The following is a 20,219-nucleotide window of genomic DNA, read 5'->3' on the forward strand; positions in this document are numbered from 1 at the left end:
AGCAGACGGAGGCGCCGGTTTTCTTAAGACGAGCTCAGCGCCGCCCCGATGGCCCCGGCGAAACGGGCCTCGGGCGTCGTGCGCACCGGCGCCCCCAAAGCCTCGGCAAGACGCTGCACGACATAGGCTTCGTCGCACAAGCCTCCCGTGAGCACATAGGAGTCGCCCCCTACCTGCGAGACCAAAGGAACCACCTTGGCCACAACCGAATCGATGACGCCGCAGGCGATGTCCTCGCGCGGAATTCCGCGGCCGATCAGCGAGATGACCTCGGACTCGGCGAATACGGTGCACATGGACGAAATAGGCGTCGGCGCGCCCTCGCGCGCCAGCACCGACAGCTCAGACATCGAAACGCCGAGCCTGTTCGCCATGATTTCAAGGAACTTGCCCGTGCCGGCGGAGCACTTGTCGTTCATGACGAATTTCGACACCCTTCCCTTCACCAGGCGGATCGCCTTGGTATCCTGTCCGCCCACATCGATCGCCGTCACGTCATCGCCGAACAAAAACGCGGCCCCTCGCCCGTGGCATGTGATTTCGGTGACGGCTCTGTCGGCGAAAGGAACCGAGATGCGTCCGTATCCCGTGGCGACCGTACGGATGCGCGGGTCATCGACGTCGTAGCCCTGGACGCGAAGCTCGTCCGCGAGCCGCATCGCCGCATCAGTGCTGTTGTAGCCCGTTGGGATGGCCGTCGTAAATGCGAGCTTCCCGTTTTCGACCACAGCCGCCTTCGCCGCCGTGGACCCGATGTCGATGCCGACGCGAATCGGCTCGTCGGTTCTAGATTCGTTCGTCTGGTCGGTGATATCCGTCATCGTTCCTCGCTTGCAATCGTCTCGAGGGCCGCAAGGGCCGCATCGATTTCTTCGTCGGTATTGAGATGGGAGAAGCTGAAGCGAACGACGCCGCCGTCCTGCGTGCCGAGTGCCTTGTGCATCAAAGGAGCGCAATGGGCACCTGCGCGCGTACAGATTCCATACTCCATCGAAAGACGCATCGCCACCGCAGCGGCATCGGCGCCGCAGACGTCGAGAGCGACGATCGCGCATCGTTTTCCTGAACCACCGCCGACGACCCGCACCCCGCCAATCGCCTGCGCGCCCTCGAGAAAACGTGCGGAAAGCCGAGCGACCTCGGCCGAAACGACATCGATCCCCTTGTGCTGCAAATATGCGATACCTGCCGCAAGGCCTGCCAAGCCGTGGGCGTTCGCCGTTCCGGCTTCGAGCGCGTCGGGCATGAAGCGCGGATGACGCTCATCGAAGCTATGCACGCCCGATCCGCCTTCGGCAAAAGGCGCAACTTCGATATCGCGGGCGACGCACAGTCCGCCCGTGCCTTGAGGGCCCAGCAGACTTTTATGACCGGTGAAGCACATGATGTCGGCGCCGAGGGCTGCCTGATCGACGGGAATGACGCCCGCGCTTTGCGCGATGTCCAAGATAAAGACCGCACCGGCCTCATGAGCCAAGCGGGCCATCGCGGCCACGTCGTAGACATCGCCTGTCACGTTCGACACATGGGTCACGGCGACGATATCGGGCCTCAAGGCAAGCAGACGTTCGTATTCGTCGAGGCGCAGCGAGCCGTCGACGTCGATGGGCGCCACATCGACGGCGCATCCGCACTCGTCGCGCGCCTTGAATAGGGGGCGCAGCACCGAATTGTGCGATGCGGCCGTGGTGAGCGCGCGGCCTTCGTACGGAAGCGTTCCCGCGATGGCCGTATTGAGCGCAGCCGTTGCGTTTGCGGCGAAAGCGACGCGTGAAGCATCGGGCGCGCCGAGAAGCTCCGCCGCGCGAACGCGAGCGCCATAGAGAGCCTCGCTCGCGGCAAGAGAGGCTTCGTGGACGCCGCGACCCGGACCGCCGAACGAACGCAGGGCGCACGTCACGGCATCGATGACCTCATCGGGTTTTTTCATCGTCGTCGCAGCGTTGTCGAGATAAATCATGGGCAATCACCTTGCATGCTGACCGAAACGTGGAAGAATGCGGCGTTTCTCCGTGGGCCGAAAGATTGCAGAATGACCCAGGGCGCAGTCGAACGGACGCCGAGGAAACGGCGCGATTTCTTCACGAGATATTGATTCGATTGAATGTGCGAGGCAGAGAGAAAAAGACGCGACGCTGCAAGCAGAGATGCGTTGCGTCACTGTTTAGTATAAGACGCGACGCGTCGCGCAAACGCCCCGAGCGGCGGACGGTTCTTTTAAACGCGCGAATGCCATAAGAGAATATGCAATCAGATATCGGGTTTAGCCCGCCTGTATTCAAGATATAGTCTTAAATAACGTATTTACCTATAAATTGCCGATATGTCGGCCTCAAAACAGCATGGTGCCGCAGCGATGCCCCGCCGCAGGCCTCCGGAACATAAAAAAGAATGGCGGCATTACGCCGCCATTCTTTCAAAGAGCCGTGAGGCACGCGATCGCGTTTAATGATCGAGCTTGTCCTCGCCAGAGATGTTGTGCTTCTCCGGATCGTAGGTCAGACCGCCGTGCTCGGTTCCGAAGAACATGAGCTTGGAGGGAGCAAGACCCTCGATGTTGGCCAAGTAGGCATGCAGCATCGTGAAGCAGATGAAGACGAACATCATGAAGTAGTGAATGATGCGAACGCTCATCGCACCGCCCATCATGTTGATGGCCGCCTCGAACACCGGCAGGTTGGCCGTGGGAGGCCACAGGAGCAGGCCCGTGAAGAACATGAACGCCAGCAGCAGCGGAATGGCCAGATAGGAAAGCTTCTGGGGCACGCCGAGCTTTGCAGACAGCGGATGGTCCTTCTTCAGGAAGAGGTAGTACTTGATCCATGCGCCGAGCTGATGCTTGTTGTCGGCCTGGGGCAGCCAGGTCTTGTAGTCGGGCACCAGTTCGCGCGTGCCGCCCGCGGGAGCGGACTTCACGACGAAGGCCAGCACGATGCGCAGCAGGCAGTTGATGAAGATCACGAAGCCGAAGAAGATATGGACGCCGCGAGCGATGCCCATGAACTCAGGCCAGAACGGGAAGTGGATGCAAAAGCCCGTAACGATCAACAAGATCATCGCGATCAGGTTGACCCAGTGGGTCACACGGAACGGCGCGGGATGCGCTTCACAGTAATGCGCGAGATGGGCCATCTTACTTCACCCCCCAAGGGCTGGTAACGGTTTCGAACTTCTTGCCCGTCTTCGGCTCGACGATATGCACGGCGCAAGCGGTGCAGGGGTCGAAGCTGTGGACGGTACGCAGCGCGTTGATGGGCTTCTCGATGTCTGCCACGGGCACGCCGATCAGAGCCTGCTCGAGCGGACCGTAGTTGCCATGCGGGTCATGCGGAGCGAGGTTCCAGGTGGACGGGATGACGATCTGGTAATCCTCGATCTTGCCGTCCTTGACCTTCTCGGAGTGATAGAGAGCGCCGCGCGGAGCCTCCCAGAAGCCGGTGCCTTCGCCGGTGATGTGGTCGGGGATCTCGAAGTAGGCGCTGTCGCCGCCCTTGACGGCCTCGCACAGCTCTTCGACCCATTCCTTCATCAGCGTAGCGATGTAGAGGGTCTCGATCTGACGAGAGCCGGTACGGCCGAGCGTGTTCTGCAGCGCGGAAAGGTCGCCCTTCTTCGCACCGAGAGCCTCGAGCAGCGAGTCGATATGCTCGACGACGAAGGGAACGTTGCGCTTGTAGGCCACGAGCAGACGGGCGAAGCCGCCGGTTTCGAGAGACTTGCCGTCATACAGCGGGCACTTGTTCCAGGTGTAGCGGTCGTCGACGTTGTACTCCGTGAAGGCGGGTTTGACACCCTGCTCGAACGGAGGCAGGTCGGCATCGCCCTCGTACCAGGAGCGACCGACATACTCGGTGATCTTGGACTCGTCGACGTCGGAGAGCGAGAAGTTCTCGTCGAGGACGCCTGCGGGCAGGTAGCGCTCGTTCATCTCCATGGACGGACGCTCGAAGACGCCCCATGCGCCGTAGCGGCCGACACCCTTGCCGAACGTGGCGGCCTCGGGATAGAACTTGGCCACGGCGAGCGTATCCGGAATCATCGTGGAAGCGACCCAGTTGTACAGCTCGTCGACGAGACCCTTGAGGTCGTCGAGCTTCTCCTCGGTGGGAACGAAAGCCGTGCCGCCGGGGACGATCGTCATGATGTGAGGCATCTTGCCGCCGAGCAGCGCGGCGATTTCAGACGCCTTGCTCTGCATCTGAAGAGCCTCGAGGTAGTGCGCCGTCAGGATGAGGTCGGCCTCGGGGGTGAGGTTGTACTCACCCGTGTCGAACCAGTTGCCGCTGAAGATGGAGAGCTGGCCGTTCTCGGCGAACTTCTTCAGGCGGTCCTGCAAGCCGACGAAGTCGGCGGACGGCGTGCCGAGCTCGGCAGCGAGATCATAGGCGGCCGTCGCGTCGGCGGAAAGCGCATTGAGCGGATTCACGTAGTCGAGGCCTGCCAGGTTGTAGAACCACAGGATGTGGCTGTGCAGGAACTGAGAGCCCTCGATCAGGTTGCGAATGATGCGTGCATTGTTCGGAATGCTGATGCCATAGGCCTTCTCGGCCGCGATTGCAGAGGCATGAGCATGCGAAACGGGGCACACGCCGCAGATGCGCTGCACGATCTGCGCCGCGTCCTCGGGCGTGCGGTCGCGCACGACGAGTTCCATGCCGCGGAAGCAACCGCCGGAAACCCATGCGTCGGTGACCACGCCGTCGGTGACTTCCATCTCAGCGCGCAGGTGGCCTTCGATGCGGGTAATCGGGTCGATGATGGAACGTGCCATTACTGGTTGCCTCCCTTCTTCTTGCTAGCGGCTTCGAGGTCTTCTTTCGCGTACACGCCGATGGACTTATCGGGGTGCTTGGCGTCCCAAGCGCGCACCTTCTCGAAATCGGCGCCCTTGGGAACGCGGCCGGCGGCCTTCATGCCGAAGCCGTGGACCACCAGAGCGGCGGCGACGATACCGGTCACGCCGAGCGCGATGGTGCCGGGCTGGACCACGAAATCACCGATGCGCAGGTCGCGATGGCGCTTGTAGAACGGGGTGTTGACCTCGACCCAGTTCTGACCCGGATTCTCGGGGTTGGCCTCGCAGCAACCGATGCAGGGAGCGCCTGCCTCGACACACCAGCTGCGACGATGGTTATAGCGAACGACGCCGCAGTTGGCCTTGGTCTGAGGACCGCGACAACCCAGCGGATAGAGGCAGTAGCCCTTGGCCTCTTCCGGCGAACCGAACTGATAGACGAACTCGCCGTTCTCGAAGTGGCCGCGACGCTGGCAGTTGTCATGCACGGTCTGGCCGAAAATCTGAACGGGCTTGTTCTCGGCGTTGAGCTCGGGAAGCTTGTCCAGCAGCAGAACGTCGATCAGAATGGCGCAGAGCCACTCGGGGTTCGGCGGGCAGCCGGGAATATTGATGACGGGAGTCTCGATGCCCTGCTCCTTGAGGAACATCTGCACGCCTTCGGCGTTGGACGGATTGGGATGAGCCGCCATCCAACCGCCGTTGACGGCGCACGAACCCAAAGCGACGACCGCGTTGGCATGCTCGGCGGCCTCGATCAGATGCTCGTTGCCGGTCTTGCCGGCGATGCGCAGGGCGTTGCCGCCCCAGCCGTTCAGCACGGCGCCCTCGTAGACGAGGATGTAGTTGCCGGCCTTGATGGTCTGTTCCTTGGCTTCCTCCATGGACCAGCCTGCGGCGGCGCTCAAGGTTTCGCTGTAATTCAGCGAAATCATCTCGAGCACGACGGAAGCGGCATCGGGAGCGTCGAGCTGAGCGAACGCCTCCGTGCAACCCGTGCAAGAAGCACCCTCGATCCAAATGACGGGGTACAGATCGCCCTGGCTTGCTCCGATGACGGACTCTTCGAGAGCTTGAGCCACGCGGGGCGCGGCGGCCTCGCCCAGGCCCACCATGACCGCGAGCGTGCCACACAGTTTCATGAAGCTACGACGCGAGACTCCTCGCGAATCGAGCATACCCTGAAACTCTGAGACAGTGGCTTCGTTGTCCATACATACACCTCCTATTAGATGTGTCGAAAATACTGACAGGCGGCATTATCCGCGAACTGTTGCCGTCCCGACACCAAAAAATGGCATTTATGCAAAATTCCTGTTCAAAGGCATAAAAATGTTACGAAATCATGATGCTGTAGCAACTTGATATTACATTATTAGAACTTGGTAACATGCCCCAGGTCAAAGACGTGTACGGAATATTTATCACCCAATAAAGGTGATGCGTGGAAAACGAAGTATGCACTAAAAAAGCAATTGGCTGCGCACTCGTGTCAAATGGGCGATACAAAATTATGCATACGCGTAAAAGAAGGGAGCCGTATCTATAGATACGGCTCCCTTCAAGGCGCATAACGCGCGAATCGTCGTCTTGTCGAGACGATGCGCGTGTCCTAGTAGTTCTCGGCGCGGATCTCGAAATGAGCGCGTGGATGATTGCACACCGGGCAGACTTCGGGCGCCTCCGTTCCGATGTGGATATGACCGCAGTTATTGCACTTCCATGCGTGCACTTCGCCGCGCTTGAAGACCTCGCCGGCATTGATGCGCTCGATCAGCTTGCGATAGCGAGCCTCATGCTCCTTTTCGACCGCTGCCACACCATCGAAAAGACGGGCGAGCTCGTCGAAACCTTCTTCGCGAGCAGTCGCGGCGAATTCTGCGTACATGTCGGTCCATTCGTAATTCTCGCCCGACGCCGCATCGGCAAGGTTTTCGAGCGTCGAAGGAATCGACCCGCCATGCAAGGCTTTGAACCAAAGCTTCGCATGCTCGGATTCGTTCTTGGCCGTTTCGGCGAAAATGTTCTGGATTTGGACGTAGCCGTCCTTTTTCGCCTGCGATGCGTAATACAGATACTTGGTGTGGGCCTGAGATTCGCCGGCAAATGCCGCCATGAGGTTCTTCTCGGTTTTGCTTCCCTTCAATTCCATGGAATCTCCCCTTTCCACGAAGACGATCGCGCAGCATATTTGCGCACGAAGGCGCCGCACGGCATGCGGCGCCTTCGTCAAGGATATCATGCCGCCCTTATACATGCATAAAACGACACAGAACGAAGGATCCGAGCGCTACGCCCGCCAACGTCCGTCCGTCTGAGAAAAGAATCCCTCACGTGACAAGTCGGCCATGATCGAACGATAATCCGCGACGGAAACGCGGTCTCGTCCGGCACGCAATTCCTCGGCATCCAGCCGAGCGAGGAGCTCTTCGTCGGCAATGCCGGGACACGACATGACTTCGCGCACGATCCAGGCGCGCTTTTGGCGGCGTGAGCCTTCGAAAGCGCTCTGACGCGTGTAAGAAGCAGAACGCCTCGTTGGGTTGACCTGAGTCTTTTTAAGATACGACCCCACATCGAGCAGCGCGTAATACCAGCCGCGCACATCTTCGGAAGGACACGCCGCTTCGACGAGGGGGCGCAACTGCTTATCGGTCACACGCTCGGCATGAGGGAAAAATTCGTGAATGAACACCGCGCGCACATTCGTCTCTATATATATGCAGGGAACGTCGCGCGAAAACGCCGTGATCCCCGCCGCCGTGGCCTCCCCGATTCCCGGCAGCTTGCAAAGTTCGTCGACGCCTACGGGAAGCGCTCCGCCGAATTCGGATGAGCAGATATCGGCGGCGCGCTTAAGCGCCAGGGCACGCCGGTTGTAGCCCATGCCCTGCCACTCCTCGACGACATCGGCGGTCGACGCGGCCGACAGCGCGTCCACCGTAGGAAAACGGGACATAAAACGCTCCCATCGCGTCAGAACGCGAGCGACCTGCGTCTGCTGTAGCATGACTTCAGAGATCCAAATGCCATACGGGTCGCGCGTGTTGCGCCACGGAAGGTCGCGATACAGCTCATTCCCCTGCTCGCGCACGCGAGCGACGAATTCATCGATGGCCGCGCGCGAGATACCATTCGGCAACGCGGCCGTCATGGGCGACGCTGCCCCTCGAACAGCGATTCGAGCGTGATGGAATCGAAATAATCCTTCACCAGGTCGTCAGCGCGTTTCCAAACGCCGCGGAACTCGCATTCGCCGCAACGCTCGCAGTATCCCGAATCGGCAGCACAGGGCGACATGTTGATCGGACCCTGCAGGGCCTCGAGTACTTCGAGCAGCGTCGTAGTGCTCGGGTCGCATGCGAGAGACAATCCGCCTTTAGCCCCGCGCACGGTCTTCAGAAGCCCGGCATGTACCAAATCGTGCTGGATGCTGCGAGCGAACGCGTAGGGGATGTTCTCGCGCTCGGCCACTTCGGAAACGGACACGTACGCATCCTTGCTGTCATAGGCCGCACGGATGATGCGGCATGCGTAATCGCTTCGACGGGTGAGCTCCATGGCTACTCTTCGCCTTCCCCGCCTGAAACGGCGTTCTGACCTGCATCGTCGAGGTTTTCAAGTTCATCCAGATGGTTGCGGAAATCGGTAGCGACCGCATCTTCGAGGAAGCGGTATTCGTCCGATTCGAGGGGCTGGAAGTTGGCGATGTGCTCGAACATCATGCTCTGCGTAACGGGCACATAGCGACGATTCTTCAAACCCTGCCTGTAGGCGTCTTCAACCGCCTCGCGCGCCGCAGCGACGATATCGAAACGAGCGAGATTGCGCGAAACCCTGGTCAAGCGCGCCAAATCGAGCTGGCGGATGGAGGGATGGTCGAGCGCGATGGCGTTCCAGATACGGCGGCGCTCCAGCTCGTCGGGAAGGTAGATATCGACGATGTTCATCGGCTCCATCGCATCATAGAGGAACCCCTGATCGAACGCATCGCCCGCAACGGACGCCAGCACATAGATATCGGGATTGCCCACAGCGGATCCAATCAGACCGAACGCCTCGCGTGCGGCGCGCGACATGCTGGCGAACATGATGCCTTCGCCATCGGTCGCAGATGCGGCCTCGATGAGCGGGCCGCCCCATAGATCGATATCTTCGAGCAGCAACACGCTGGGCGATTCGAGCGAAAGCCTGCTGTTGTTGTTCATGCGGGCGGGACGGTCGGCCGCCGTGGTGACGCATAGCACGGGCATGCCCTGCGGACCCGGCTGCATCTGCACGCGCAGCGTCGGAAGGCCGAGCTCGCCGGCCACGGCGGCCATGAGCAGGCTCGCATCTTCGCGCGAGGACGTGCGAAACACGATGCTTCCCGCCGCAGAAAGCTTGTCGAGACCATGCTGGGCGCGCAGCGTATCCAGAAGAAGACGGTATTCCTCGTCGTCCTTCACGCCGATGCCCAGCGCGCGCACGTCTTCGACAGCCGCTTCGAAGCCCACCAGGTCGGAAAAACCCATCGGGCGAGCCGTCAGACACGACTTCGAGGGGGTCTCTTCGGAAGCTCCATCGCCTCCGTCGCTTTCGGCACGCGCCTCCTCGCCGGCAACTTGCCCTTTCGCCTCTTCTTCCTCTTTTTTGGGAAGCGAAAGCGCATCGGCGGGAGCCGCGGTGCTCATGGGCGGCGTGACGCGGGAGATGTGCGCCTGAGCACCTATCTCGTCGGAAATCATATCGGCCATATCTTCCAGATCGGCACGCGAAATGCCGAATTCCGAAAGCTTGTCGAGCGCCATCGATTGCAGGCTGGAGGCGAATTCCTTCGCCTCGTCGGTCGGCAGATGCGGCTCGAGCTTGTCGTAGATGTATTCGGCGATCGAGCGCTCGCGCAACTCGCATGCGACCTTCCAAGCCTCGCGCAAGGCGGCCACCGCCCCCATATCGGGCAGCGGCTCCCGCTTGCAGGCTTCTTCGTAAGCCGTCAGATACAGGTGCATGGCAAGCACGCGGTCGCCCGCTTCGTAGACATCGCGCGCCGCTGCGGAATAATCGGCCGCAGGACGATGGAAAGCGTCGTTTTCGTGATGCTGGTCGGCGATGTTCGCTTCGTTATCGTTCGATTCGAGCATACGCCCACCTCCTTTGCAATGTTCATCGATCCTTCGCGCATTAAATGCCTACGCGAAGGTAGCAGTTCTCATACTGCAGTGTAATAGGAAGGAGCGCATCCCGCAAACGCCGAGCAAAAGACTCGGGTTACGCCCCTCATTTCTCCACAGTCACATCCCAATCGAGCACCTGCCAGCCGCGGCGGCGCGCCTCACGGGCAAGCGGCTTGTCGGGAGTGACGGCAAAACCGCGATCGGCGGCGGCAAGCATGGGAATATCGGAATGATGGTCGCCGTAAGCCTCGACAAGCCTCCAATTCCCCGCCCCATAGCGCGCGTCGGCATAAGCATGCAGCGCCTTGACCTTTTCCTCGCCCTCGACGCAGGGCCCATCGACGTGCGTGGTATAGCGACCTTCGGCGTCGACCTGCATCTCGGTACACAGGCAGCCGTCGAACGGGTGGCTCGATTGAGCGCGACGCACGATCGGACCGAATGTCGCGGACACGACGAGGACCTCCACGCCCTCGGAGCGCAAACGCTCCATGGCTGCATCGGCCTGCGGACGGAAACGCCCCGGCGCCTCGATCAAGTTGTCATAGAATTCGGCGAGAAAATCGTCCACGTCCTTCTTGGACATGCCTTCGAATGCCGTGAACACTTGGCCCCTCACCCAAGCTTCGCTCTGCGGCAGACGAAGCTTGTAAGCCGCCGCCCACGCGAGGACCTTCGATATGACTCGCTTGCGCAGCATATCGAGCTTGCGCAGATGGCGGACAAGAATCACAGGAGAATTGCCCTGGATGGATGTGCCGTCGAAATCGAATGCGGCGATCTTGTGTATGGCTTCTTCGGACATGGCCCGCGCCCCTTCGTTTCCCGATGCTCATTCAAGATGACAGAAAGAGAATTATATCACGCGATCATCTTGACGGCAGGAAAAAGCGCCGCATGCGTCTCTGAGCACATGCGGCGCTTCGCGACCGGAGATTATTCCCCTTCCCCGTCGCCTTCGAACTGGGCTTCGTAGAGTTCGGCATACGCGCCGCCGAGCCTTATCAGCTCGTCGTGCGTGCCCTGCTCGACGATGTCGCCGTCTTCGAGCACCAAGATCAAGTCGGCATTGCGTATCGTCGAGAGCCTATGCGCGATGACGAACGACGTGCGTCCCTCCATAAGCCTGTCCATGGCCATCTGGATGCGACGCTCCGTACGCGTGTCGACCGAGCTCGTGGCCTCGTCCAAGATCAGCATGCCGCGGTCGGCCAGAATCGCACGGGCGATGGTGAGCAGCTGGCGCTGGCCCTGGCTGATGTTGCTCGCGTCCTCGTTGATCATCATGTCGTAGCCGCCCGGAAGCGTACGGATGAAGTGATCGGCGAAGGCCGCGCGAGCCGCATCTTCCACTTCCTCGTCGGTCGCATCGAGGCGTCCGTACCGGATGTTCTCGCGAATGGTCCCTTTGAACAGCCACGTGTCCTGCAGCACCATGGAAAACATCGAGCGCAGCTCGTCGCGGTCGATGTCGCGCACGTCCGCGCCGCCGATACGGATCGAGCCGGCATCCACGTCGTAGAAACGCATGAGCAGCTTGACCATCGTCGTCTTGCCCGCGCCCGTCGGACCGACGAGCGCCACGGTGCGGCCGCTTTCGACACGCGCCGAGAAGTCCTTGATCACAGGCTCGTCGGCATCGTAGCCGAACCGGACGCGATCGAAGACCACCTCGCCCGACGTCGCATGCACGGCATCCTCGCCGCGCGAAGGCTCCTCCTCGGGAGCGTCGAGGAATTCGAAGATCCTCTCCGCCGACGCGGCCATCTGCTGCAAGACGTTGGAAACCTGCGCGAGCTGGGTCATGGGCTGCGTGAAGTTCTTCACGTACTGGACGAACGCCTGGATGTCGCCCACCGTGATCGTTCCCTTGATCGCGAACGCGGCGCCCGACACGGCCACGGCCACATAGCCGAGGTTGCCCACGAAGCTCATGACGGGCATCATCAGACCCGACAGGAACTGCGATTTCCACGCGGATTCGTACAGCACGTCGTTGGTCGCGCGGAACTGCTCGAGCGCCTCGTCCTCCTTGCCGAAGGCGCGCACCACCGTATGGCCGGAAAACGTCTCCTCCACCTGGCCGTTGATCGCGCCGAGGTTTTTCTGCTGCGCGCGGAAGTAGCGCTGGCTGCGCGAAACGACCGCCTTGACCAGCAGCAGCGACAGCGGGATGACCAGAAGCGCGATCAGCGTCATGGGGACGTTGATCGTAAGCATCATGACCACGACGCCCACCACGGTGACGCTGCTCGTCACCAGCTGGGTCAGGCCCTGGTTGAGGCTTTGGCCGAGCGTGTCGACGTCGTTAGTGATGCGCGAAAGCACGTCTCCGGTACTCGTGCGCTCGAAATACCCCATCGGCATGCGCGAGATCTTCTCGGCGATCCGCTGGCGCAGAAGATAGCAGGTCTTCTGCGAAACGCCGGTCATAAGCCAGCCCTGCACGAACGAGCAGGCGGCAGAGAGGCCGTAAAGCGCGAGCGTAGCGACGAGGATCGCGGCGATCGCGCCGAAATCGATGCCGCCCGTTCCCGCGATCTTGGCGCCCACGCCCTCGAACAGCTCGGTGGTGGCGGTCGAAAGCACTTTGGGGCCGATGATGTTGAAGACCGTCGAACCGATGGCGAAGACGAGCACCGCGGCGAGCGCGAACTTGAACGCGGCCATCAAGGAAAGCATCTTCTTCATGGCGCCTTTGAAATCGCCCGCCTTCTCGCCGGGCATCATGCGATGGTGGCCGCCATGGCCGCCCATCATGCCATGTCCTCCCATACCGTGGCGGCGGGGCGGCATGGCTCCTTTATCCTGATGCATCACAGCGCACCGCCTCCTTTCAACTCTTCTTCCGATAGCTGCGACAGCGCGATTTCGCGATAGGTCTCGCACGTCTGCATGAGCTCGTCATGGGTGCCGCAGCCCGCCACAGCGCCGTTTTCGAGCACCACGATGCGGTCGGCCGAAAGCACGGTCGAGATGCGCTGGGCCACGATCAGGACCGTCTTGCCGCGCAGGCCGTCGGAGATGGCGGCACGCAGGCGGGCGTCGGTCTTGTAATCGAGCGCCGAGAAGCTATCGTCGAACAGGTACGCGCGGGCATCGGCCGCAAGGGCGCGAGCGATCGAGAGACGCTGGCGCTGGCCGCCCGATACGTTCGAACCGCCCTGGGCGATGGGAGCGAGCAGCCCCTCTTCGCGTTCGGCGATGAAATCGGCGGCCTGGGCAAGGTCTGCGGCCGCGCGCATGCGCTCATCGCCCATCCCTGGATCGCTGTAGCCGATGGTGTCGGCGATCGTGCCCGAGAACAAGAACGCCTTCTGCGGCACATAGCCGAACTGGGCGCGCAGGTCGTGTTGCGTCATATCTCGCACATCCACGCCGTCGATGCGGACCGACCCCGAGCTTACGTCGTAGAAACGCTCGATCAGCTTGATGACGGTCGATTTGCCTGATCCGGTCGATCCTATGACGGCCGTCGTCTTGCCCGCTTCCGCCGTGAAGCTGACATGGCTGAGCACCGGGTCGCTTTCCTCATCGTAGGAAAACGTCACGTCGTCGAAGACGATTTCGGCGCCTTCGCGTCGAGAACCCGCGAAACGTTCAGGCTCGGCGGGGTCGGCAATGGAGCACGGCGCGGCGAGCACCTCGTTGACGCGCTGGGCCGCCACGTCGGCGCGCGGCAACATGATGGCGACCATGCCCAGCATGAGGAAAGACATGATGATGACCATCGAATACGTGATGAACGCGATCATGTCGCCCGTCTGGATGGTTCCCGCGTCGATCGAAAAGCCGCCGACCCACACGATGAGCGCCGACACTGCATTCATCACCAGCATCATGGCGGGCATCATGAACGTCATGACGCGGTTGGTGAACAGCTGGGTGCGCATGAGGGCCTTGCTAGCTTGGTCGAAGCGGTCCTCTTCGTATTCCTGACGACCGAAGGCCCTGATTACGGGAAGACCGGTAAGGATCTCGCGCGACACGAGGTTCACGCGGTCGATCAGCTTCTGCATGACCTTGAACTTCGGCATGGCGAGCCCCATGAGCACGGCGACCGTCGCAAAGATCGCAGCGACCGCCACCACGATGATCCAGCTCATCGAGGCGTCGGTGCGCGACACCATGACGATGCCGCCGATCGCAAGGATCGGCGCGTAGAGCACCATGCGCAGCAGCACGGTCACGACCATCTGTATCTGCTGGATGTCGTTGGTGGCGCGCGTGATCAGCGACGCGGCCGAGAACTTCTGCACGTCGGCATCGGAGAACGCGAGCACCTTGGCGAAAAGTCTCTCGCGCAGACGCTTGGCGACGCCTGCGGCGGTGCGCGACGCGATGTAGCCGACAGCGACCGCCGCCGCCGTCATGAGGGCCGCCACCGCGAGCATACGCCCGCCGATTCCCAGCAGATAGCGCATCTGCATCGAATCCATGTCGTAACCGAGATTCTCGTATTCCGCCTTCGCGGCGGAAACGGCCTGCTGGGCGACGAGGGATTCGTCGACGCCCGATGCGGCGGACAGCGCCTCGTCGGCCATGGCGAGCACGTCGTCTTTCGTAACGGCGCCCTGCGCATACGCCGCCGTCAGCGCATCGAGGTCGAATGCGTCGCCCGACAGCGTGTCAGCGCGCTCGGAGGCGGATTCGGCGAAAAACGCCAGGGCGAACGGCATCGCGATGCACTCGTCGAGCTCCTTTCGCCGCTCTTCGCCCTGCGCGTTCAGTCGGTACGTGCCGTCATCGGCCCGGTCGTAGCTCGAGCGGATGAACGACTCGTCGTCGGGCGGCGCGAGCATGCAAAGGGCCTCGAACATGGACGGGCGCAAAGCCTCGGGAGCGGCGTCTTCCACGCCCGCCTGCTGGATGCCCACATCGACGAGGTCGGATGTCAGGCGCGGCAGCGACAGGTCGGCGAACGCCTGCACGATAAGCAGCACGACCACCAGGGCCACCGCCGCCTTCGATTCTTTCAGATACCGTATTATGCGCACGGACCCTTCCCTTCTCCTTCGAAGCGTTTCACCGAGGGGCTCTGCTCGAAGAAGTCGAGCACCATCTCGAGCGTTTCGACCAGCTGTTCGATGCGGTCGGTTCCCACATAGGCGAACATCTCGTCCATGAAAGCGCGATGGGCGGCGCGACCCTCTGCGGCGAGGCCCTTGCCTTTCGCGGTGAGGACCAGCGCGACCGAGCGGCTGTCTTCATCGGAGCGCACGCGTTCCACATAGCCCTGCATCTGGAGCTTTTTGACCGACTGGGACACGGCCGACGGCGTCACGCCGAAACGGCGGGCCACATCGGACGGCCTCAGGGGCGCTCCGCTTTCGGCCGCCATGCTCACGCAGCGAATGATCTGCATCTCGGCGTGAGTCAGGCCGCACAGCATCTCGGCGGGAACGTAGCGCTCCCGATGGAAGCGTCCCATAAGATCATAGAGCTTCGCGCGCAGGGCCTCGGACTCTTCATGATCCATGACTTTTCCTTTCTCGTCGTTCGGCGCATGCGCCGATATCCGGTCGCGATGCGGGCCGCGCGAAAAAAAACGGTCGGCAACACGGGGACGGACGAATGAAACGCATAAATTGTAGCACCTACATAATAAAGTTGATTAATAGAATGGCTGCATTCCATATTCGACGCTTAAGAAGCGAAAACCAGGCCGTGCGTCATCCCTTTTCGCTCGATTCGACTTTTTTCGCACTGACGAAAATTTTTTTGAAAAAGTACTTGCACGCCGCTGGGATTGTAGGTAATATAACCGAGCTGTCTGACGCAGGAGCGAAAGACAACAACACGGGGTGTTAGCTCAGTTGGTTAGAGCGCCGGCCTGTCACGTCGGAGGTCGCGAGTTCGAGTCTCGTACATCCCGCCATCTGAATTCGAAAGAGTCGCTTTGGCGGCTCTTTTCTTTTACTCGAAGCGCACAAGCCTCTATTTCCGATGACATCGAAGACGCTGGCGATGCGATTTTCGGCTCGCACGGAGCAGAAGCGCGCAAAGCCCCACCCCGCTTCAGCCCTTCTTGGAAAATATCGGCCTCCTAGGCCGTTTTTTCGAGGTTCTGCCACGGCGAAACCCCATGACACCCTTCAATCAAGGCATAAATACCTTATTTAATACCCATAAAGTAATTAAACGTAGATTTATTGAAACAAGGCGGCGAAGTATCCGTCCCCCTTTGTGGCAGAGCTTCGATTTTTCGGCCTGAGGCGGCGATTTTTTCCAAACTTCATCGATGCGACCCGTCTCTCCGGGCCATGGATGCAAGGAACCTGCGACGACCTATAAAAGGAGCCGCATTTCCGAAACCCTCGCTGCCGCAGCGCGGCTCGAAATCGGAAATGCGGCTCTCATATATATGACGTCGAAACGAACGCGAGCGTCTTTAGCAACCTTCGGCCTGACGCACACGCATGATCGAAACGGCATGCAGGCCCGTGTTATCGAGCATAGCGTCGAGCAGGACGTCGGGCCTCAAACTGCCCGTCTTCTTCGCCTCAAGCGTGAAAGTCAGCGACGCGCCGCCGCGCTCCATCTCGCCCACGATGAACTCGGAGGGCACAAGCACCTTCTCCTTTTTCTTGCGCACCACCACGATCTGCTCGGGAATCTCGCAGGAGGCAACCGCCTGCTGCAAGGCTGCGTCGTCGTGCCCGTCATCGAAAGCGAGAACGGCGCGGTAGGTCGAAAACGGATACGCCACGCTGGCGGCCGCGTCTTCTTTGGTGATGTAGCGTGCGGCATGCGGCATCAAATCATCGGCGCTTGCAGCACGAAGACGCTCGAGCGCACGTTCAGGGGCCACGTACTCGGTCAGCTGCACGTCGAAGATTTCCTCATCGCCGCCGACGCCTACAGGAAGCGCGGCGCCGAAGGCCATCTTCATATGGGGCGAAAAGCCCTGGCTCACGGCATAAGGCAGATCGGCTCGACGCACGGCGCGCTCGAGAGCGCGAGCGACTTCAAGATGAGACAGCATCACAAGGCGGCCCGCCATGCGATAGGTCACGCGCAAACGGAAATCAGCCATGGCGCACCTCCTGGGTCTGGATCTCGGTGTTCAGGCCCATGCACACGCCACAGGCGGAGCAGTGGTCGAACGTGCAATCGGGCGTGGTCTTCTCCGCCTGGGCAAGTCTGCGTTCGCGCTGAAGGAACTTGACGAACAGGCCCGCGGAAAGATGGGACCAAGGCGGAATGTAATCGGTGTCATACGTTGCCTGGGCGACGCCTTCCATGCTCACGCCGCATTCCTCGCACGCCTTCTTCCAGGTATCGAGCGAGAAATGCTCGGTCCATGCGTCGAAGCGGGCGCCCGAACGCCATGCGGCCTCGACCACTTCGGCCACCTCGCGGCCGCCGCGGCTCATCATGGCCTCGACGAGCGACACGTCGGGTTCGTGCCAGTGCACGTCGACGGCGCGATATTTCACGGAGCGGCGCAGCAAGTCGATGCGACGCTTCGCCTCTTCGGGCGCGATCTGCCCATCCCACTGGAACGGCGTCTGGGACTTGGGCACGAACAGGGCGCACGAAATGCTCACGCGCACGTTGCCGCGCTGGTTTTCAGGAACAGCCTTCTTCGCGCGGTCGTAAGCGCGCTGGGCGAGGCTCGCGATGCCCTTGATATCGTCGTCGGTCTCGGTGGGAAGGCCGATCATGAAATACAGCTTGCAACGGCGCCAGCCTGCCGCGAACGCCGCGTCGATCGCGTCGAACAGGTCGTCTTCGGTGACGCCCTTGTTGATCACGTCGCGCAGACGCTGGGTGCCGGCCTCGGGCGCGAACGTCAGGCCGCCGCGCTTGCCGCCCGCCACGAGCTCGGCCATCTCGACGCCGAACGAGTCGAGGCGCTGGCTGGGAATGGACACCGAGATGCCCTTGCCCTCGAGCGCGCGATTAAGCCTGCGCAGGATTTGCTCGATCTGGCTGTGGTCGGTCGACGAAAGCGAAGTCAGGCTCACTTCGTCATAACCCGTCTCGGCCAGGCCGCAACAGACTGCCGACACGATATTGTCGGCCGAACGCTCGCGCACGGGACGATACATCATGCCCGCCTGGCAGAATCGACAGCCGCGCGTGCAGCCGCGCAGCACTTCGACGTTGAATCGGTCGTGAATGACCTCGGTATACGGCACGATCATGGGCTCGTAGGCGTCAGAATCGGCGAAACCGTCCCAAAGGCGCTTCTCGATCACGGCAGGCACGTCCTCGTAGCGAGGAACCGCCCAGGTGCCGCGCTCCTGCGCCGCAGCCTCGTCGAGCGTGTCATAAAGCGAAGGAACGTAGACGCCGTGCATGTGGGACATGGCGCGCAGCATCTCGGCGCGCGAGGCGCCCTCGGCCTTCATGCCGCGATGCAGCTCCAAAAGCTCGGGAAGCATCTCCTCGCCCTCGCCGAGCATGATCGCGTCGAAAAACGGCGCATACGGCTCGGCGTTGAACGCGCACGGGCCGCCGGCGAATACCATGGGATCGTCTTCTCCACGGTCTTCGGCGCGCAGCGCGATGCCGGACAAATCGAGGAATTCGAGCACGTTGGTGGCTGCGAGCTCGTGCGGAAGCGTGATACCGACGGCATCGAACTCGGCAATCGGAGCGCAACTTTCCAGCGAGAACGCAGGGATGCCCTCTTTCCTCATGAGGTCGCACATGTCGGCGGCGGGCAAAAACGCGCGTTCGGCCGCCATGCCCTCCACGGCATTGACGCAGTTGCACAGGATGCGCACCGCCTGATTGGCCTGCCCGAGCTCGTAGGTGTCGGGATAGGTCATGCAGAAACGATACGGGGCCTCGGGTTTATACGTGCAGCCCCATTCGTGGTTCAGATAACGGGCAGGACGTTCGATCGAACGGCCAGCCTGGCGCAAAAGCCCCTCGATGCGGGGCCAGAGGTCGGTCATGGAAATTCCTGTCTGTCGTTTCGTACAAAGCCGCGGGCGCCTAGCGCGCGACGCGGTCGTTGGCCTGCTTGACGGCGCCAGCCGCCGAACGGACGACGCTGCGAGCGCAAGCGAACGCTTTCGAAGGGACTTCGCGTACGGCCTCTTTGGCCTTCGATGCGGCCGCGTCGCGCGCCTGCCTTCCCATTTCGGCCGCGGCCTCTTTGGCCACCTGCCCGGTACGCGTGGATGCGGCCGCGTCCTGGACGGCGCGGCGCGCGTCGTCGACGACGCCGGCGATGCCCGCCATGGTGCCGCCATGCTCGAAATACTCTATCGCGGCCCAGCCCATGGCGCTCGTGCCGGCGTAGCCGATGCCGGCCTTGATCGCCCAGCCCAGCGCAGGCACCACGCCGACCGCCTGACGCGCGACGGCGCGGCATGCGAATCCGCCGCCCACGACGACAGCAAGCTCTTTAACGCGCTCGGCGCTCAGCGGCTGGCCGTAGGCCGCCGCGATTTGCAGGACCATCTTGGCCTGATTGAGCGTCATAATCGGCAGGTCGGCGCCCGGGATGAACACGACGAAACCGATGCCCGCGTTCTGAACGGACGTTGCGCGCACCGCCTCGACCGAAAGCGGCTTACGCACGAAATCGAACGCCTGGGCGAACGCGAGGCGCTTGGTCCGAAACGCAGCCACCACCCACTCGCCCATCTTGCGAGAAAGCTCGTCTGAGAATTCCTGCGTCAGAGGAACGGGCTCGAGGGCGAACGGATCGCTCGGATCGAAGGCGGAATAAACGCCTTCGGAATCGGCATCGTCTTTGGCGATATCGATCGGCTCGGACAGCATCACGATGCTGCCGTCCTTGATTTCGGGCGCGATCAGGTCGCCTTCGGGAATGGCGAAACCGCGCTCGCGCGCCGCGGCGTCGACCAGCTCGGGAAGCGTGGTGACCACCATGACGGGAATGCCCGCCTCACGCACGCGCTCCGCAATCAGACCCACCTCAGGCGTGACGCCGGCGGCGATCACCGCCATGTCGCTTCGCGGGTCGAAGACCGCGGAGACGTCGGAGAAATAGTTCACCGACACGCGGGCCTGCGGCGACGCGCTTGCGAACGACGAGCGCACGAAAGCGGCCAAATCGGCAGGTGCGGTGTCGTCGAGCATCACCGAGACGCACAGCGGCACCGAGCGCGCGGCATCGACGTCGGTCGCCTCCTGAAACACCGCCATGATATCGATAGGTATCTTCTTCATGGGAATCTCCCCTTCGAACGATCGGTTCGGACGGAGCGCGCATCGACACGCTGCATTCCGCCATTCGATTCACCTTACCACGCCCGCCTCGCAGGCGTGCGTTTATCGACCGC

General features: G+C 61.6%; 16 protein-coding genes and 1 tRNA gene. 1 reads left to right on the plus strand and 16 read right to left on the minus strand.

The window, feature by feature from the left end; genetic code table 11:
• Window positions 1-23 precede the first annotated feature (23 nt).
• The 13 genes from Q6E04_RS05855 to Q6E04_RS05915 all read right to left on the minus strand — a co-directional run bounded on the left by Q6E04_RS05855 (window position 24) and on the right by Q6E04_RS05915 (window position 15,430).
• Window positions 24-821: an acyl-CoA dehydratase activase gene (locus Q6E04_RS05855; protein ID WP_303249875.1), complete on the minus strand. Its 798-nt coding sequence runs from the start codon at window positions 819-821 to the stop codon at window positions 24-26.
• Window positions 818-1,960 carry an aminotransferase class V-fold PLP-dependent enzyme gene (locus Q6E04_RS05860; protein ID WP_303249876.1) on the minus strand — a complete coding sequence of 381 codons (1,143 nt, stop codon included), beginning with the start codon at window positions 1,958-1,960 and terminating at the stop codon, window positions 818-820. Before Q6E04_RS05860 ends, Q6E04_RS05855 begins: the two co-directional genes overlap by 4 nt.
• A gap of 485 nt (window positions 1,961-2,445) precedes the next feature.
• Window positions 2,446-3,132, minus strand: a complete 687-nt coding sequence (locus Q6E04_RS05865) for a cytochrome b/b6 domain-containing protein (RefSeq protein ID WP_303249877.1) — start codon at window positions 3,130-3,132, stop codon at window positions 2,446-2,448.
• A gap of 1 nt (window position 3,133) precedes the next feature.
• Window positions 3,134-4,771, minus strand: a complete 1,638-nt coding sequence (locus Q6E04_RS05870; protein WP_303249878.1) for a nickel-dependent hydrogenase large subunit — start codon at window positions 4,769-4,771, stop codon at window positions 3,134-3,136.
• On the minus strand, window positions 4,771-6,009 hold the full coding sequence (locus Q6E04_RS05875) for a hydrogenase small subunit (protein WP_303249879.1): 1,239 nt from the start codon (window positions 6,007-6,009) through the stop codon (window positions 4,771-4,773). The genes Q6E04_RS05870 and Q6E04_RS05875 overlap by 1 nt, the downstream gene beginning before the upstream one ends.
• A gap of 398 nt (window positions 6,010-6,407) precedes the next feature.
• Window positions 6,408-6,947, minus strand: a complete 540-nt coding sequence (rbr, locus tag Q6E04_RS05880; RefSeq protein WP_303249880.1) for a rubrerythrin — start codon at window positions 6,945-6,947, stop codon at window positions 6,408-6,410.
• Window positions 6,948-7,085: 138 nt separating this feature from the next.
• Entirely contained in the window at window positions 7,086-7,949 is an 864-nt protein-coding gene (locus Q6E04_RS05885) for an adenine glycosylase (RefSeq protein WP_303249881.1), read from the minus strand.
• The gene (locus Q6E04_RS05890) at window positions 7,946-8,356 is read right to left on the minus strand and encodes an Rrf2 family transcriptional regulator (protein WP_303249882.1); all 411 of its coding nucleotides are present in this window, start codon (window positions 8,354-8,356) and stop codon (window positions 7,946-7,948) included. Before Q6E04_RS05890 ends, Q6E04_RS05885 begins: the two co-directional genes overlap by 4 nt.
• Window positions 8,357-8,358: 2 nt before the next feature.
• The gene (locus Q6E04_RS05895) at window positions 8,359-9,918 is read right to left on the minus strand and encodes a ribonucleotide reductase subunit alpha (RefSeq protein ID WP_303249883.1); all 1,560 of its coding nucleotides are present in this window, start codon (window positions 9,916-9,918) and stop codon (window positions 8,359-8,361) included.
• Window positions 9,919-10,054: 136 nt separating this feature from the next.
• On the minus strand, window positions 10,055-10,756 hold the full coding sequence (locus Q6E04_RS05900) for an HAD family phosphatase (RefSeq protein WP_303249884.1): 702 nt from the start codon (window positions 10,754-10,756) through the stop codon (window positions 10,055-10,057).
• A gap of 131 nt (window positions 10,757-10,887) precedes the next feature.
• Entirely contained in the window at window positions 10,888-12,726 is a 1,839-nt protein-coding gene (locus Q6E04_RS05905; protein ID WP_303249901.1) for an ABC transporter ATP-binding protein, read from the minus strand.
• Between the two features lie 41 nt (window positions 12,727-12,767).
• The gene (locus Q6E04_RS05910) at window positions 12,768-14,948 is read right to left on the minus strand and encodes an ABC transporter ATP-binding protein (protein WP_303249885.1); all 2,181 of its coding nucleotides are present in this window, start codon (window positions 14,946-14,948) and stop codon (window positions 12,768-12,770) included.
• A complete protein-coding gene (locus tag Q6E04_RS05915; RefSeq protein WP_303249886.1) occupies window positions 14,939-15,430 on the minus strand; it encodes a MarR family winged helix-turn-helix transcriptional regulator in 492 nt (163 codons plus the stop codon). The genes Q6E04_RS05910 and Q6E04_RS05915 overlap by 10 nt, the downstream gene beginning before the upstream one ends.
• Before the next feature lie 322 nt (window positions 15,431-15,752).
• Between Q6E04_RS05915 and Q6E04_RS05920 the strand changes: the two genes are divergently transcribed.
• A tRNA-Asp gene (locus tag Q6E04_RS05920) sits at window positions 15,753-15,829 on the plus strand.
• A 513-nt stretch (window positions 15,830-16,342) separates the two neighbouring features.
• Here Q6E04_RS05920 and Q6E04_RS05925 read toward each other — a convergent pair.
• From Q6E04_RS05925 to Q6E04_RS05935, 3 genes are read right to left on the minus strand one after another with little or no spacing between them, the layout of a single operon-like run.
• Window positions 16,343-16,987, minus strand: a complete 645-nt coding sequence (locus Q6E04_RS05925; protein WP_303249887.1) for a TIGR03936 family radical SAM-associated protein — start codon at window positions 16,985-16,987, stop codon at window positions 16,343-16,345.
• On the minus strand, window positions 16,980-18,860 hold the full coding sequence (locus Q6E04_RS05930; protein WP_303249888.1) for a TIGR03960 family B12-binding radical SAM protein: 1,881 nt from the start codon (window positions 18,858-18,860) through the stop codon (window positions 16,980-16,982). Before Q6E04_RS05930 ends, Q6E04_RS05925 begins: the two co-directional genes overlap by 8 nt.
• Window positions 18,861-18,900: 40 nt before the next feature.
• Window positions 18,901-20,106, minus strand: a complete 1,206-nt coding sequence (locus tag Q6E04_RS05935; protein WP_303249889.1) for a YcjF family protein — start codon at window positions 20,104-20,106, stop codon at window positions 18,901-18,903.
• Window positions 20,107-20,219 lie beyond the last annotated feature (113 nt).

Source organism: uncultured Slackia sp. (genome assembly GCF_959608125.1).
GTDB lineage: Bacteria > Actinomycetota > Coriobacteriia > Coriobacteriales > Eggerthellaceae > Slackia.

Excerpts from the sequence above, each read along its gene's own strand:
- Q6E04_RS05875 (WP_303249879.1), bottom strand. The coding sequence starts at position 6,009 with ATGGACAACGAAGCCACTGTCTCAGAGTTTCAGGGTATGCTCGATTCG.
- Q6E04_RS05905 (WP_303249901.1), bottom strand. The coding sequence starts at position 12,726 with ATGGGAGGACATGGCATGATGGGCGGCCATGGCGGCCACCATCGCATG.
- Q6E04_RS05890 (WP_303249882.1), bottom strand. The coding sequence starts at position 8,356 with ATGGAGCTCACCCGTCGAAGCGATTACGCATGCCGCATCATCCGTGCG.
- Q6E04_RS05925 (WP_303249887.1), bottom strand. The coding sequence starts at position 16,987 with ATGGCTGATTTCCGTTTGCGCGTGACCTATCGCATGGCGGGCCGCCTT.
- Q6E04_RS05855 (WP_303249875.1), bottom strand. The coding sequence starts at position 821 with ATGACGGATATCACCGACCAGACGAACGAATCTAGAACCGACGAGCCG.
- Q6E04_RS05915 (WP_303249886.1), bottom strand. The coding sequence starts at position 15,430 with ATGGATCATGAAGAGTCCGAGGCCCTGCGCGCGAAGCTCTATGATCTT.
- rbr (WP_303249880.1), bottom strand. The coding sequence starts at position 6,947 with ATGGAATTGAAGGGAAGCAAAACCGAGAAGAACCTCATGGCGGCATTT.
- Q6E04_RS05885 (WP_303249881.1), bottom strand. The coding sequence starts at position 7,949 with ATGACGGCCGCGTTGCCGAATGGTATCTCGCGCGCGGCCATCGATGAA.
- Q6E04_RS05870 (WP_303249878.1), bottom strand. The coding sequence starts at position 4,771 with ATGGCACGTTCCATCATCGACCCGATTACCCGCATCGAAGGCCACCTG.
- Q6E04_RS05865 (WP_303249877.1), bottom strand. The coding sequence starts at position 3,132 with ATGGCCCATCTCGCGCATTACTGTGAAGCGCATCCCGCGCCGTTCCGT.
- Q6E04_RS05930 (WP_303249888.1), bottom strand. The coding sequence starts at position 18,860 with ATGACCGACCTCTGGCCCCGCATCGAGGGGCTTTTGCGCCAGGCTGGC.
- Q6E04_RS05935 (WP_303249889.1), bottom strand. The coding sequence starts at position 20,106 with ATGAAGAAGATACCTATCGATATCATGGCGGTGTTTCAGGAGGCGACC.
- Q6E04_RS05900 (WP_303249884.1), bottom strand. The coding sequence starts at position 10,756 with ATGTCCGAAGAAGCCATACACAAGATCGCCGCATTCGATTTCGACGGC.
- Q6E04_RS05895 (WP_303249883.1), bottom strand. The coding sequence starts at position 9,918 with ATGCTCGAATCGAACGATAACGAAGCGAACATCGCCGACCAGCATCAC.
- Q6E04_RS05860 (WP_303249876.1), bottom strand. The coding sequence starts at position 1,960 with ATGATTTATCTCGACAACGCTGCGACGACGATGAAAAAACCCGATGAG.